Here is a 14,892-nt window from a genome sequence, read left to right as displayed (position 1 = left end):
GCCGGAGGCTCAGTACGTGACCGTCAGCGGGGAGCGTCCCGGGTGGGCCGGCGCCGTCACGGTCAGCGTCTGCGTCGCCGCGTCCCACTTCCACGCCTTCGACGGCGCCCAGCCGCTGCCGACCTTCACCCGGCTCGGCGCCGCCGGCACGCCGAGGAACTTCACCGTCCACTCGCGCGGCGCCACCCGGTACGAGCCCTGCGCCGGCGCCACCGTCACCGTGTGCGCTCCGACGCGCTCGCTGTAGGTGATCTTCGTCGAAGACGATCGCGACGACGACACACCGTCGTCCTCGTACAGCGAGAACGTCCCCGAGCGACCCGGCGCCACCGTCACCGTCACCCGGTTCAGCGGGTTCTGGACGTCGTTGGTGACGTCGGCCGTGCGCGTGACGGCGATGCCGCCCGCGCGGAGGAACACCGGCATCGTCCCCAGATCGGACGTCACCTGCTGGGTCGTCCCGCCCGCGTAGGTCTTGCCGGTGAAGTAGTCCGTCCACTGCCCCGGCGGGAACCACACCGACGTCGTCGCCGAGGAGCCCGGGGACGTCACCGGCGCCACCAGCATGTCCGGCCCGTAGAAGTACTCGCTCTGGGCCGCCGCGTACGCGCCGGGCTCCTCCGGGTACTCCAGGTACGTCGGGCGCACCACCGGAACGCCCGTCGCCGCCGCTTCCTGGGCCAGCGTGTAGGTGTACGGAACCAGGTTTTCGCGCAGGTTCAGGAACTTCGTCGCCGACGCCTTCGCCGCGTCGCCGTACTGCCAGGGCAGCCGGTCGCTGTGGTTGCTGTGCAGGCGGTCGATCGGCTGGAACGTGCCCAGCTGCACCCACCGCGCGTACAGGTCGTCCGGCAGCTTGACCGTCTGGCGCTGCTGGCCGCCGGAGGTGTACGTCTCGCTGCCGCGCAGGCCGGTCGTGTCGTTGTGGCCGCCGATGTCGTGGCTGATCGCCGACATGCCGGTCGCCGCCGACTCCGCCGGCGTGATGCCGACCTCCATCCGCAGCGTCCCCCACGTCGAGGACGTGTCACCGGTGAAGTGCAGCGTGCTGCGTTTGTCCGCCCACGGGCCCGTCGCCAGCCCGGTCGGGCCGCCGTAGCCGCCCGCCTGCAGCGACCCGTACGCCCGCGAGATGACGAACCCGCGGCCGGTCGCGGGCGCCGCGAGGTCGGCGTACTGCTGGTTGATCCACGCGTCCGGGGTGACGCCGGGCAGGCTCGAACGCGAGGCGTCGCAGCACCAGTCGAGCCACCAGAAGTCGTTGCCCTGCCGCATCATCCCGGCGTGCAGGTCGAGGTAGGCCTTGAGCTGGTCGGGGTCGCCCCAGTCGAAGACGTAACAGTCGGTCCCGCAGTTCGACTTGGTCAGCTTGCCCTTCGCCGTCGCCTGGGCGCGGGCGAACTGCGGGTCCGAACCCATGATGCTGGGGTGGATGTTGAGGTTGTTGTGCAGGCCCTGCGCCTTCGACCAGGCGAAGAAGCCGGCCGGGTCGGGGAACTTCGCGGTGTCGAACTGCCAGCCGTTCCACGTGTCCGGCGCCTTGAAGTCGGTGTCGGTCACCAGGACGTCCAGCGGGACCCCTTCGCTGCGGAACCGGGGCAGGATCGTGTCGCGGTAGTCGGCCGCGGTGCGGTCGATGTACTCGGAGTACCAGACGCCGTAGGCCCAGCGCGGCAGCAGCTGCGGCGGCCCGGTCAGGGTCGCCAGATCGCGCAGCCCGGCCTTGTAGTCGTGGCCGAAGGCGAAGAGATAGCCGTCCTGGTAAGGGCTCCCGCCGTGGGACGGCCGCGGCGTCACCGCGCGGGTCCGCGTGTCGTACAGCGCGGAGGAGGTGTCGTCGAGCAGGTACCAGCCGTCCTGGTGCAGGAGGCCTTCGGTGGTCGACGGCGCGCCGTTGTCGCCGTTGACGCCGTCGAGCCCGCGCCGGTAGCCGCCGAGCGCGAGGTGCGGCGGCGGCGCCGTGCCCCCGGCCGGGGTGACGGCGACGGTGTCGACGTTGACGTGGCAGCTGGTGTCCTCGGGACAGCCGAGGACGACGTCGTTCGTGCCCGCCTTGAGGTTCACCGGCACGGACGCGCTCTTCCAGGCGTCCCAGCCGTCGGTGATCGGCAGGGTCAGCGTGCGGGTGACGCCGTTCGCGGTGACAGCGGCAGTGCGCATTTCGTGCCGGCCGTCGCCGCCGGTGCCGTTGGCGTAGCGGACGTGCAGCAGGTACGTGCCGTCGGCCGCGACGTCGGCGACGCGGTGGGTCAGCGTCGAGCCGCGGTTGAGTTCGGCGACGAACCCGCGCCCGGCGTACCCGGTGTGGTCGGTCGCCACGACGGCGGACCCCGAGCGCAGCCCGGCTTCGGCCTCGCAGCTCACCCCGGCCGGGCAGCCGGTGAACGCCCGCGCCGACGCCGGCGGGAACGGCGCCCCGGCGGTCAGGACCGCCAGTCCGTCGAGGTTGACGTTGCCGGAATCGGCGGCGGTCCGTTCGAGGCGGACGCTGTGGTGACCGGCGCCGAGGGTGACCGGGGCCGAGGCCAGGGCCCAGGCGTTCCAGTCGGCCGTCACCGGCAGGGTGAGTTTCTGCACCGCGCCGCCGTCGACGCTGACACTGAGCGTGCGCGGGACGTGCTGGCCGTCGCCGCCCTGGCCGTTGGCGTAGCGCGCGGTCAGCGAGTACGTCCCCGCGGTGGGCGCGAGGACGTCCGCCGTCACCGAGTTGCCGGTGCTCTCGAAGCCGGCGAGGAAGCCTTCGCCCGTGTAGCCGGCGTGGTCGGTGGCGACGCCGAGCCCGTCGGTCGTGAGGTCTTCGGCCTCGCACCGGGCGCCGGCCGCGCAGGTCAGGTGGCGCCAGGGGGCCGCGAGCACCGGGGTGGCGCCCGCGCTCGTGCGGAGCTCGAGGTTGCCCCCGTCGAACGGGCCGGAGTTCAGCCGGTAGGTCAGCGTCGTCGCGCTCGTCCGGATGGTGAGGACGCCGCCGGACACGGTGCTGGTGTACGGCGTCGGCGTGAACGCGCCGCGGCCGACGGCGTTGAAGGTGGCGGCGTCGGTGAAGCGGCCGTCGCCCGCGTATTCGGTGCGGATCAGGGTCGGGGAAAGCACCTGGAACCGGGCGTTCCCGGCGGTGACGGTCTGGCGCGCGGGCCCGGCCACGGCGGGCGTCGCGACGGTCACCGCGGCGACGGCGCTCCCGGCGACGGCGAGCACGCAGGCCCGCCGGATCGTTCTCGCTGTTCTGGTCCGCACGGCGGAACTCCGTTCCGGTGAAGGGGACTCGGCGGCGTTACAACGTTGGAAATCTGAGCACAGCGATACGGCTGATGTCCAGACCACTGAGCGGAACTTGTCCCGGACAGATCAGCGGCCGGTCACGCCTGCCAGGCCCCATCCTGGCCGCCGGTCCGGCGGTCTGCCGCGGCTTGTCGTGAGTGGTAATGAGGGTTCTGGCGATCGGTCTCTTGCCGGCCCACGTTGTCAGTAGGGCCAACTCACCGCCCGGAACGGCCAATTCACGCACCGGAACGGCCAACTCGCCGGCGGTGTGGGTGAGTTGGCCGTTCCTGCGGGTGAGTTGGCCGCCGGGGGCCTGCCTGGGTGCGTTCCCGGCCGGCGCAGACGCCCCCGCGCCGTAGGTAGTCAAGTGACCGTCGGCTCTAACCCTCATTACCACTCACGACCGCCGGCCACGGCAGACGTCAGCCGGGCCTCCGCCGCCGCCCAGTCCGCGGTTCCCGACGGCTCGTAGCGCCGGATCTCCTGCGTCTCCCGCACCAACGCGCGCATCGCCGCCAAGTCCGGCAGGTCCTCGCCCAGCGCCCGGGCCTGGACCAGCACGTTCCCCAGCGCCGCCGCCTCGACCGGGCCCGCCAGGACCGGGACGCCGCACGCGTCCGCCGTCGACTGGCACAGCAGCTCGTTGCGGGCTCCGCCGCCCACCAGGTGGATCACGTCGACCGCGCGGCCCGTCAACCGAGCCGCGGCGTGGATCGTGCGACGGTGGGCCAGGGCCAGGCTGTCCACGATGCACCGGACCACCGCCGCCCGGCCCTGCGGCGGACGCTGGCCCGTCGCTCGGCAAGCCGACTCGAGCCGGGCAGGCATGTCGCCCGGGGGGAGGAACACCGGGGCGTCGATGTCCACCACCGCGGCCAGCGCGGGCGACTCAGCCGCGGCCGCCAGCAACGTCGGCAGGTCTTCCGGGCACGACCACGTGCGCAGCGTTTCCGACAGCACCCACAGGCCCATCACGTTGCGCAGGAAGCGGATGGTGCCGTCGACGCCGCCCTCGTTCGTGAAGTTCGCCGCCAGTGCCTCGTCGCTCAGCTCCGGTGCCGGCAGCTCCAGACCGGCCAGGGACCAGGTGCCCGACGAGATGTAGGCGAAGTTCGTGCCCGGGGACGCCGGGACCGCGACCACCGCCGAGGCCGTGTCGTGCGATCCCACCGCCACCACCGGCAAGCCCGACAGCTCGTCCGCCGTGCCTACCACCGTGCCAGGGTCGCGCAGCGGCGGCAGCAGCCGCGGTGGGATGCCGACCCGCGTGGCGAGCGCAGTGGCCCAGGTCCGCGCGCGGACGTCGTAGAGCTGCGTGGTCGACGCGTTCGTCCGCTCCGCACCGATCGATCCCGTGAGCCAGTAGTTCAGCAGGTCCGGGATGAGCAGCATCGCCGACGCCGCGTCGAGCCGGTCGCCTTCGGAAACCAGCTGGTACAGCGTGTTGAACGGCAGCTGCTGCAGCCCGGTCACGTCGTAGAGCTCGCGCGCGGAGATTGAAGCGGCGACCTTCGCCGCCACGCCGTCGGTGCGCGAGTCGCGGTAGCAGACCGGGTTGCCGAGCAGCGCGCCGCGATCGTCCAGGAGCCCGTAGTCGACGGCCCAGGAGTCGATGCCGACGCCGTCCAGGCGCCCGGCTTCGCGGATCCCGGCCAGCGTTTCGCGGTACAGGCCCAGGATGTCCCAGTACAGCGCCGGTCCCGCGCGGACGCCGCCGTTCGGGAAGCGCCGCACCTCCTCGACGGTCAGCCGGGACGGCCCGACCGTTCCGGCCATCACCCGGCCGCTGGACGCGCCGAGGTCGACGGCCGCCACTCGCTTCACGGACGGACCACCGTCAGCTCCAGGCCGAGCAGGTCGGCAACGGCGGTCAGCTCGGCGACGCGGTGGCCGGTGCCGAGCGCCCAGTGGTGCGCGATGCCGCCGGCGGACCAGGCGTCGGTCCACTCCCCCGGGTCGCAGCCGAAGTCGACGCGGGAGGTCGTGTTGCCGATCCGCAGCAGCGGCCCGGGCACCACCGTGCCTTCGGACGCGATCAGCGTGAACGTGCCGTCGCGGCGCTGGCCGAGCCCGCACAGCGTCACCGGCCCGTGCTTGACGTCGAACTCCACCGACACGCCCCAGCCGCGCTTACCGTGGTAGACGCCGAGGCCGCGCAGCAGCGGCTTGCGGGCGCTGATCCCCAGGTGGGCCGGGCCGTCGTGGCCCATCTCGACCACGCCGTCGCGGAAGTTCAGCGCCTGTAGCTCGGTGAAGGAGCCGCCGGCGCCGAGGCGGTCCATGACCAGCATCGCCAGTGACGTCCGCAGCTCGTACTCGCCGACCGCCGGGATGCCGCGTGCGGTGAGCAGGGACGCGCCGAGGATGAACCCGGCGCCGACGCGTTCGTGCGTCTCGCCGTCGAGGCCGCGGTGGTAGTAGGCCAGCGAGTCGAGCGAGAAGTCGTCGACGAGCCGGTCGAGGGCCACCGAAACCCGGGCGCCCCAGGCGAAGTCTTCGTCCACAACGGACTCGTCCACAGTGAACACTTCGCGGGCGAGCGCGACCCGCTCGGCAGTCTCGTCGTCGGTGACCTTCTCCACCCGCACTCGCAGGTCGTCGACCTCCAGGATCTCGACGTGCCCGCCGAGCTGGGCCGATACCAGCGTCGGGTCGGTGGAGACGTCCATCATGCCCGGGTAGAGGTGCCCGAGCAGGCCGTGGCGGCCGTTCCGCAGCGCCGCCCGGACGCCCGCGGCCTTGATCCACCGTTCGATCCGCGTCCACGCCCGCGGATCCTCCAGGTACCCGGACACCGAGCGGAACTCGACGCCGAGGCGCCGGAACGCGTTGGCCATCTCCGGCAGCGGGCAGGCGCCGCAGTAGGCCAGCCACGCACCGGTGTCGAAGGACTCGTGGTCCATCGCCTCGGTGGGCTGCAGGTTCAGCAGCAGCACCGGCGCGCCCGAGCGCTGCGCGACCGGTGCCAGCATGCTGGACGTCAGGTACGTCGTGAGGAAGCCGACGATCAGGTCGCACCCGGCCACCCGCAGTTTTTCCGCCGCGGCCGCGCCTTCCTGCGCGTCCGAGACGAAGCCGGCGTCGATCACCTCGCAGTCCATGGTGGACAGCCGCTCGGTGACGCGCCGGGCCGAGGCCTGCAGCTGGGGCAGCAGCGCCGGGAACTGCGGCCAGTACGCGCCGAGCCCGCCGGAGACGAGGCCGACACGGGTGCGGCGCGGGGTGATGCGGTCGAGTGTCATCGGATCTCCTACCGAAGGAACGCGGCGGCCACCCCGGCGTCCACCGGCACGTGCAGGCCGGTGGTGTGGGTGAGCTCGCCGCCGGTCAGCGCGAACACCGCGGCGGCGACGTGCTCGGGCAGGACTTCGCGCTTGAGGATGGTGCGCTGGGCGTAGAACTCGCCGAGCTTTTCCTCCTCGACGCCGTAGACCGCGGCCCGCTGGGCACCCCAGCCGCCGGCGAAGATGCCGGAGCCCTGGACGACGCCGTCGGGGTTGACGCCGTTGACGCGGATGCCGTGTGCGCCGAGTTCGGCGGCCAGCAGCCGGACCTGGTGGGCCTGGTCGGCCTTCGCGGCGCCGTAGGCGACGTTGTTCGGGCCCGCGAACACGGAGTTCTTGGACGAGATGTAGACGATGTCGCCGCCGATGCCCTGATCGATCATCGCCTTCGCGGCCGCGCGGGCGACCAGGAACGAGCCCTTGGCCATCACGTCGTGCTGGAGGTCCCAGTCGCGTTCGGTGGTTTCCAGCAGCGGCTTCGAGATGGACAGCCCGGCGTTGTTGACGACCAGGTCGATCCCGCCGAAGGCGAGCACGGTGGCGTCGACCGCCGCCTGCACCGCCGCGGCGTCGGTGACATCGGCGGTGACGGCCGTGCCGCCGATCTCCGCCGCGACCTCCGCGGCCGCGTCGCCGTTGAGGTCGGCGATCGTCACGCACGCACCCTCGGCCGCGAGCCGCTGGGCGATGGCCTTGCCGATGCCCGAACCCGCGCCCGTGACCAGGGCGATCCGCCCGGCCAGGGGCTTGGGCTTCGGCATCCGCTGCAGCTTGGCCTCTTCCAGGGCCCAGTATTCGATCCGGAACTTTTCGCTCTCCGGAATCGGCGCGTAGGTCGAGACGGATTCGGCGCCGCGCATGACGTTGATGGCGTTGACGTAGAACTCGCCCGCCACCCGCGCGGTCTGCTTGTCCTTGCCGAAGGAGAACATCCCGACGCCGGGGACGAGCACGATCGCCGGGTCGGCGCCCCGCATCGCGGGCGAGTCCGGAGTCGCATGCCGGTCGTAGTAGGCGGCATACTCCGCACGGTATTCGGTATGCAGTTCCTTGAGCCGCGCCAGGATTTCGTCGACCGGGGCCGTCGCGGGCAGGTCGACGACCAGCGGCCGGACCTTGGTGCGCAGGAAGTGATCCGGGCACGACGTCCCCAGCGCGGCCAGCGGCTGCAGCTTCTCCCGCGAGAGGAACTCCAGCACGACCTCGCTGTCGGTGTAGTGCCCGATCTGGCGCTGGTCGGTCGAGGCCAGGCCGCGGATCACCGGCGCCAAAGCCGCCGCCCGCGCGTGCCGTTCCTCCGTGGGGAGGGCTTCGAAGCCGGGAACGACCGGCCCGAACGGCTCCGGAGCGCCCCGGGAAGCGATGAACTCCTCGGCGGTCCGGATGATGTCGAGGGAGTTCCGCTCGCACTCCTCGGAGGTCGCACCCCACGCGGTGATGCCGTGGCCGCCGAGGATCACGCCGATGGCCTGCGGGTTCGCCGCCTTCACCGCGGCGATGTCCAGGCCCAGCTGGAACCCGGGCCGCCGCCAGTCCACCCACGCGACCCGGTCGCCGAAGCACTCCTTGGTCAGTGCCGGGCCGTCGGCCGCCGTGGCCAGCGCGATCCCCGAGTCCGGGTGCAGGTGATCGACGTGCGCGGCCTCGACGAGGCCGTGCATGGCGGTGTCGATCGACGGCGCCGCCCCGCCCCGCCCGTGCAGGCAGTAGTCGAACGCGGCCACCATCTCGTCCTCGCGCTCCACACCCGGGTAGACGTCGACCAGGGCGCGCAGCCGGTCGAGCCGCAGCACTGCCAGCCCGGCCCCGGTCAGCGTCCCGAGGTCGCCGCCGGAACCCTTGACCCACAGCACCTCTGTCGGCGCGCCGGTCACCGGGTCGGTGACGTCGCCCTTGGCGGAGGTGTTGCCGCCGGCGTAGTTGGTGTTGCGCGGGTCGGCCCCGAGCGCGTTGCTGCGCGCGATGAGCTGCTCCGGCACGGTCATCGTCATGCTCCCCATCCGGCCTGCGTGCCGCCGGCGCGCTCGGCCACGATCTTCTCCTGGTACCCGCTGCGGTGATACGCCGCGATCGGGTCCGGGTCGAGCCCGGTCTCCGTGCGCAGCTCGGCCAGCAGCGGCCGGACGTCGGTGTTGTAGGCGTCCATCAGCACGGCGTTCGACTCCAGCACGTTGCCCGCCTGCTGGGCGGCCCGCAACGCGGTCCGGTCGACCAGCAGGGCCTTCGCGGTGGCTTCCTGGACGTTCATCACCGACCGGATGATCGCCGGGATCTTCGCCTCGATGTTGTGGCACTGATCCAGCATGAACGCGATCCCATACGACGGGTCGAGGGCGTCCGCGCGGACGATCTCGTACATGATCCGGAACAGCTGGAACGGGTCCGCCGCCCCGACCATCAGGTCGTCGTCGGCGTAGAACCGCGAGTTGAAGTCGAACGCGCCGAGCTTCCCGGCCCTTAGCAGGAACGCCACGATGAACTCGATGTTCGTCCCGGGGGCGTGGTGGCCGGTGTCGATGCACACCGTGGCCCGCTCCCCCAGCTCGATGCAGTGGGCGTAGGAGGTACCCCAGTCCGGGACGTCGGTGGCGTAGAACGCGGGCTCGAACAGCTTGTACTCCAGCAGCATCCGCTGGTCCGGGCCGAGCCGGTCGTACGTTTCCTTCAGCGCCGCCGCCAGCCGGTCCTGCCGGTCGCGGATGTCGTCCTGGCCGGGGTAGTTGATCCCGTCGGAGAACCACAGCTTCAGGTCCCGCGACCCCGTCGCGTCCATGATGTCGATGGCTTCCAGGAGGTGATCGGTCGCCTTGCGGCGGATCCCGGCGTCGGGGTTGGTCACCGAACCGAGCTTGTAGTCCTCGTCCTGGAAGACGTTGGTGTTGATCGCACCGATCTCGACGCCGAGGTCACGCGCGTACGCGGTCAGGGCGGCGTAGTCGCCGACCTTGTCCCACGGGATGTGCAACGCCACACTCGGCGCCACCCCGGTCAACCGGTGCACCACCGCGGCGTCGGCGATCTTCTCCTCGGGCGTGCGCGGCACGCCCGGTTGCGGGAACACCTTGAACCGGGTGCCCGAGTTCGCGTACGCCCACGACGGCGTCTCGATGCGCTGCGCCCGCAAGGCCTGCTTCACGGCCGTCAAGTCGCCCACGGCGATCACTGTCCTTCCGCGACGGTTGGGGGTTCGAGGTGGAAGACCTCGGGTACGAGCTGGAAGCCCTCGTCGGGCGCACGGGAGTCGAGGCCGGTGAAGAACTCCGCCATCTCCGCCTGCCAGCGGGTGTTGACCTCGGTTTTCGCCATCGCCGCCTGCGCGGCGTCGAGGTCGTCGGCCTCGACGTAACCGATCAGGAGGCCGTCCTCGCGCAGGAAGAGCGAGTAGTTGCGCCAGCCGGTGTCGTGCAGGGCTTGGCGCATCTCCGGCCAGACGGCACGGTGACGCTCGGCGTACTCGGCCGTCCGGTCGGGTCTGACCTGCAGGCAGAAGCAGTATCGGGGCACAGTCCGTCCTTGGTGGAACCCGGCCGGGCCGCCCGTCGCGACCCGGCCGGGAGAATCAGAAGTTGAACTTGTCGATGTTGTTCGCGTCGAACGTCGTCGGCGGGCCGAGGACGATCTCGCCGTTCTCGCCGATCGTGTAGTCGCCGAGTTTGCCCGCCTTGAACTTCTCACCCTGCTTGCCGGTGATCTGGCCGGACTTGAGCGCGACGCCGGCGTAGGCGGCGAGGTAGCCGATGTCGGCCGGGTTCCACAGCGCGAACTGCTTGACCGTGCCGTCCTTGACGAAGGCGCGCATCTGGTTCGGCGTGCCCAGCCCGGTCACCGCGACCTTGCCCTTGTAGCTCGACGAGCTGACGTACCGCGCGGCCGCCGCGATGCCCACGGTGGTCGGCGAGACGATCACCTTGAGGTTCGGGAACGACTGCAGCAGGCCCTGGGCCTCCTGGAACGACTTCTGGTCGTCGTCGTTGCCGTAGGCGATCTTGTCCAGCTTGATGTTCGCGTACTCCGGCTTGGCCAGTTCCTTCTTGAGCACCTCGATCCAGGCGTTCTGGTTGGTGGCGTTCGGCGTCGCGGACAGGACCGCGATCTCGCCGGACCCGCCGGAGAGGTCCTTGGCCTGCTTGGCCAGCGCCTCGCCGATGCCCTGGGTGGTGGCCTGGTTGATGAAGACGTCGCGGCAGTCCTTGGCGGCGTCGGAGTCGAAGGCGACGACCTTGATGCCGGCGCCGCGGGCCTGGTTGAGCGACGGGCACACCGCGTTCGGGTCGTTCGCGGCGATGCCGATGACGTCCTGCTGCTGCTGGATCAGCGTGTTGATGTAGCTGACCTGCGACGACGCGCTGGCGTCGTTCGGCCCGACCAGCTTGTACTCGCCCTTCAGCTCACCGAGGGCCTCCTTGCCGCCGCTGACCTCGATGTCGCTGTAGGGGTTGTTCAGCTGCTTGGGCAGGAACGCCATCTTGACGCCCTCCTTCGCCGCGGCGTTCGGGTTCGCCGCGGCGGTGGACTGCTGGGCGCCCGATCCGGCGTTGTCGTTCTTGGTCGTGCCGCTGCACGCGGCCAGGACCAGCACCAGCCCGGCCGACACTGCGCCGATGAGGAACCGTCGGGACATCTTTGTCACCTTTCTGGGGAAACCGCGCTGGCGGCTCGATGGCGGCGCCGGAGCGCCGTTCGGGCCGAGGACACGATGTTGGGGAGCAGGACCGACACGATCAGGAGCACGCCGGTCACGATGTTGAGCGCCTCGTTCGAGACGTCCTGCAGGCGCAGGGCGTTCTGCAGCGAGGCCAGCAGGACCACCCCGGCGAGCACGCCGGGCAGCGTGCCCTTGCCGCCGAAGATGGACACGCCGCCGAGCAGCACGGCGGCCACGACGGCCAGTTCGATGCCGAAGCCGTTGTCGGCACGGGCGCTGGAGTACCGCAGCGTCCACAGCACCCCGGCGAGACCGGCGACCGCGCCGCTCACGACGTACAGCCAGAACTTGAGCTGTCCGGTGCGGATGCCGGCGAACCGGGCCGCCTGCTCCCCCGCGCCGGCGGCGAAGACACCGCGGCCGATCGGGGTCGCGTGCAGCACGACGCCGAAGATCAGCGCGACGACGACCAGCGGGATCAGCACGTTCGGGATCGGGCCGTCGCCGATCGTGCCGGTGACCCAGGTCGTGTAGTCGCGGGGGAAGTCGGCGACCGCGCCGTCACCCAGCACCACGAACGCGAGCCCGCGGTAGAGCGCCAGAGTGCCGATGGTGACCGCGAGGGACGGCAGTTTCAGCACGGTGACGAAGAAGCCGTTCAGGGCACCGAGGATCCCGCCGAGCACGATGCAGAGCGGGATGATCGCCTCGATCGTCAGGCCGGCGTCCCACAGCGAGCCCATCACCGCCGACGTCAGGCCGAGCGTGCTCGCCACCGAGAGGTCGATTTCGCCGGTGACGATGATGAACGTCATCGGCAGCGCGACCAGCGCGATCGGGAGCAGGTCGAGCAGCAGGAAGGTGAAGTTGCGGCTGGTGCCGAAGTTGTCGACGGCACCGGAGGCGACGATCAGGACGATCACCGTGACGAGCACGACGGCGGCGTCCCAGCTGAGCAACCTGCCGAGCCGGTTCCCCTGGTCAGACATGGGAATCCCTCTTCTTCAGTGCCTTCGCGACCCGCACGGCGACCAGCCGGTCGGCGCCGATCGCCAGCAGGATCAGCGCGCCGACGATCGCCTGCTGCCAGAACTGGTTGATGTCGAGCACGGCCAGCGCGCTGCCGATGACGGTCAGCAGCAGCGCGCCGAGGCCCGCGCCCCAGACCGAGCCGCTGCCGCCGAACACCGCCACCCCGCCGACCACGGCCGCGGCGACGACGTTGAGCTCGTAGCCGGTCCCGGCGGCCGCGTCCACGGTCCCGAACCGGGCGGCGAACAGCACCCCGGCGAGCCCCGCGAGCGCGCCGCTGACCAGGAACGCCGCGCTGGTGTTGCGGCCGACCCGGATCCCGGCCAGCTGCGCGGCCTGGGGACTCGACCCCATCGCGTACAGCTCGCGCCCGGCGCGGTAGCTGCGCAGCACGATCCCGGCGGCGAGCAGGACCAGCACCGCGATGAGGACCAGCCACGGCACGCCGAGCACCGAGGCGGTGCCGAAGTCGAGGAAGGACGCCGGCAGCTTGTCGGCGTTGATCTGCTGGCCGCCCGCCCAGAAGTAGCTGACGCCACGGTAGGCGTAGAGCGTGCCGAGCGTGACGACCAGCGCCGGCACCTGGCCGAAGCGCACCAGGGCGCCGTTGACCAGCCCGCAGGCCGCGCCGACGGCGAGCCCGACCAGGATGGCGGCGATCACCGGCAGGCCCGGGTTGTCCTTCATCAGCGTGCCCACGGCGAACGCCGACAGCCCGAGCACCGAACCGACCGAGAGGTCGATGTTGCGGGTGATCATCACGATCGCCTGCCCGACGGCGAGCACCGCCAGGATCGCGGTCCCCAGCAGGATGTCGCGGATGCTCTGCCCGGACAGGAACCGGGAGTTCTGGGTCGCGGTGAACGCGATCAGCACGATCAGGGCGAGCACGATGCCGGATTCGCGGGCCTTCAGCACGTTCGCGGTCCACGAGCGTCCGGAGTGGACGGTCGGCTGCGAGGTCACGCGGGCCTCCTTCGTCGCGGTCATGCGGCGGCCCCCTGCCCCATCGCGGCGAACATGACCGAGTCCTCGGTCGCCTCGGCGCGCGGGAGCTCGGCGACGATCCGGCCCTCCCGCATCACCAGCACGCGGTCGGCCATGCCCAGCACCTCCGGCAGTTCCGACGAAACCATGACGATCGCGACGCCCTCGGCGGCCAGCGACGACATCAGCCGGTGGACCTCGGCCTTCGTGCCGACGTCGATGCCGCGCGTCGGCTCGTCCACGATCAGCACCTTCGGTGCCATCGCCAGCCACTTGGCCAGCACGACCTTCTGCTGGTTCCCGCCGGAGAGCGTGCCGACGGGATCACCGAGCCGGCGGTACTTGGTGCGCAGGCGCTCGGTCCAGTGCCGCGCTTCCCGGCGTTCGCTCGCGCCGGTCAGGAAGCCGAGCTTCGAGAGCGCGCGCGACCGCGGCAGCGTCACGTTCCGTTCGATCGAGAGGTCCATGATCAGGCCCTGCTGGCGCCGGTCCTCGGGCACGAGAGCCATCCCGGCGGCCATCGCGGCCCGCGAGGAGTGCGGCTTGAGCTTCTTGCCGCTCACCTTGACGGTCCCGGCGTCCCGCTCGTCGACGCCGAAGACGGCCTGGACGACCTCCGAGCGGCCGGAGCCGACCAGTCCGGCGAACGCGACGATTTCCCCGGCGCGCACGGAGAAGGAGATGTCGCGGAACACGCCCTCCCGGGCGAGCCCCTCGACCTCCAGCACGACCGCGCCGGGCTCGATGTCCTGCTTGGGGAACAGCGCGTCGAGGTCACGGCCGACCATGCGCTTCACCATCTCCTCGACGGTGACGTCTTCGAGCGCGTCGGTGGAGACGTGCTTGCCGTCGCGCATGATCGTCACGCGCTGGCAGAGCTCGGTGATCTCTTCGAAGCGGTGGGAGATGAACATGATCGCGGCGCCTTCCTGGCGCAGCGTCCGGGCGACGGTGAACAGCCGCTCGACCTCGATCTGGGTGAGTGCGGCGGTCGGCTCGTCCATCACCAGCACCCGGGCGTCGGCGCTGAGCGCCTTGGCTATCTCGACGATCTGCTGGTCGGCGATGGACAACCCCCTGGCGGGCCGGGCGGGGTCGATCCGGACGCCGAGGCGGGCGAAGAGCCGCTCGGCCTCGGCGCGGATCGCCGCCCGGTCGATCCGGCCGAGGCTCTTGCGCGGGTGGCGGCCCATCACGATGTTCTCCGCGACGCTCAGGTCCGGGAACAGCGTGGGCTCCTGGTAGATGACCGCGATGCCGGCCGCCTTCGCGGCAGCGGGCGAGCCGAACTCGACCGGCTCGCCGTCCAGCAGCAGCGTGCCGTCGTCGGGCTTGTGCACCCCGGCCAGCATCTTGACGATCGTGGACTTGCCGGCGCCGTTCTCCCCGACCAGCGCGTGGGCCTCCCCGGCGTGCAGCCCGAAGCTCACGCCGGCGACGGCCGCGACCGCGCCGAACGACTTGGTCACGCCGCGCACCTCCAGCAGAGGGGCCCCGGCGGGGTCCTGCCGCGTCATCGCGACCTCCGGATTGAAAGGTTTCACAAATCTGGTGCGGTGAAGCTACTATGCGGCGGAACGAGAAGTCAATGCATCGGCGAAGGCGTGGCCAAACGGCATCTTCACCAGGTCATTCCGACTGATGTTACGTTTCAACAGCGCTCATCAAAGAGGGGGTTTCGAT

10 protein-coding genes are annotated in these 14,892 nt (G+C 71.1%); all 10 read right to left on the bottom strand.

Going from position 1 to position 14,892, the window contains the following annotated elements; translation table 11 throughout:
• Nucleotides 1–9: 9 nt before the first annotated feature.
• The gene (locus tag ACLJQF_RS43305; RefSeq protein WP_410616132.1) at nt 10–3,234 is read right to left on the bottom strand and encodes a TIM-barrel domain-containing protein; all 3,225 of its coding nucleotides are present in this window, start codon (nt 3,232–3,234) and stop codon (nt 10–12) included.
• Nucleotides 3,235–3,651: 417 nt separating this feature from the next.
• Nucleotides 3,652–5,076: a rhamnulokinase gene (locus ACLJQF_RS43300; protein ID WP_410616177.1), complete on the bottom strand. Its 1,425-nt coding sequence runs from the start codon at nt 5,074–5,076 to the stop codon at nt 3,652–3,654.
• A 5-nt stretch (nt 5,077–5,081) separates the two neighbouring features.
• A complete protein-coding gene (locus ACLJQF_RS43295) occupies nt 5,082–6,503 on the bottom strand; it encodes an arabinose isomerase (RefSeq protein ID WP_410616131.1) in 1,422 nt (473 codons plus the stop codon).
• An 8-nt stretch (nt 6,504–6,511) separates the two neighbouring features.
• Entirely contained in the window at nt 6,512–8,530 is a 2,019-nt protein-coding gene (locus ACLJQF_RS43290; RefSeq protein WP_410616130.1) for a bifunctional aldolase/short-chain dehydrogenase, read from the bottom strand.
• Nucleotides 8,531–8,532: 2 nt separating this feature from the next.
• A complete protein-coding gene (gene rhaI, locus ACLJQF_RS43285; RefSeq protein ID WP_410616129.1) occupies nt 8,533–9,708 on the bottom strand; it encodes an L-rhamnose isomerase in 1,176 nt (391 codons plus the stop codon).
• Nucleotides 9,705–10,049, bottom strand: a complete 345-nt coding sequence (locus tag ACLJQF_RS43280) for an L-rhamnose mutarotase (RefSeq protein ID WP_410616128.1) — start codon at nt 10,047–10,049, stop codon at nt 9,705–9,707. Before ACLJQF_RS43280 ends, rhaI begins: the two co-directional genes overlap by 4 nt.
• A 55-nt stretch (nt 10,050–10,104) precedes the next feature.
• Nucleotides 10,105–11,166 (bottom strand): rhamnose ABC transporter substrate-binding protein, encoded by a 1,062-nt coding sequence (gene rhaS, locus ACLJQF_RS43275; RefSeq protein ID WP_410616127.1) that lies wholly within the window; start codon nt 11,164–11,166, stop codon nt 10,105–10,107.
• A 5-nt stretch (nt 11,167–11,171) separates the two neighbouring features.
• The gene (locus ACLJQF_RS43270; protein ID WP_410616126.1) at nt 11,172–12,179 is read right to left on the bottom strand and encodes an ABC transporter permease; all 1,008 of its coding nucleotides are present in this window, start codon (nt 12,177–12,179) and stop codon (nt 11,172–11,174) included.
• Nucleotides 12,172–13,212 carry an ABC transporter permease gene (locus tag ACLJQF_RS43265; RefSeq protein WP_410616125.1) on the bottom strand — a complete coding sequence of 347 codons (1,041 nt, stop codon included), beginning with the start codon at nt 13,210–13,212 and terminating at the stop codon, nt 12,172–12,174. The genes ACLJQF_RS43270 and ACLJQF_RS43265 overlap by 8 nt, the downstream gene beginning before the upstream one ends.
• A complete protein-coding gene (locus ACLJQF_RS43260; protein WP_410616124.1) occupies nt 13,209–14,726 on the bottom strand; it encodes a sugar ABC transporter ATP-binding protein in 1,518 nt (505 codons plus the stop codon). Before ACLJQF_RS43260 ends, ACLJQF_RS43265 begins: the two co-directional genes overlap by 4 nt.
• Nucleotides 14,727–14,892: the final 166 nt, after the last annotated feature.

Origin of the sequence: Amycolatopsis sp. lyj-109 (genome assembly GCF_046548995.1) — a bacterium.
Classification (GTDB): domain Bacteria; phylum Actinomycetota; class Actinomycetes; order Mycobacteriales; family Pseudonocardiaceae; genus Amycolatopsis.
Note: the sequence above shows the minus strand (reverse complement) of the source record. Positions and strands in the feature narration are given on the sequence as shown.

Coding starts and splice junctions, on each gene's coding strand:
- ACLJQF_RS43295 (WP_410616131.1), bottom strand. CDS start 6,503: ATGACACTCGACCGCATCACCCCGCGCCGCACCCGTGTCGGCCTCGTC.
- ACLJQF_RS43290 (WP_410616130.1), bottom strand. CDS start 8,530: ATGACCGTGCCGGAGCAGCTCATCGCGCGCAGCAACGCGCTCGGGGCC.
- rhaS (WP_410616127.1), bottom strand. CDS start 11,166: ATGTCCCGACGGTTCCTCATCGGCGCAGTGTCGGCCGGGCTGGTGCTG.
- ACLJQF_RS43270 (WP_410616126.1), bottom strand. CDS start 12,179: ATGTCTGACCAGGGGAACCGGCTCGGCAGGTTGCTCAGCTGGGACGCC.
- ACLJQF_RS43265 (WP_410616125.1), bottom strand. CDS start 13,212: ATGACCGCGACGAAGGAGGCCCGCGTGACCTCGCAGCCGACCGTCCAC.
- ACLJQF_RS43260 (WP_410616124.1), bottom strand. CDS start 14,726: ATGACGCGGCAGGACCCCGCCGGGGCCCCTCTGCTGGAGGTGCGCGGC.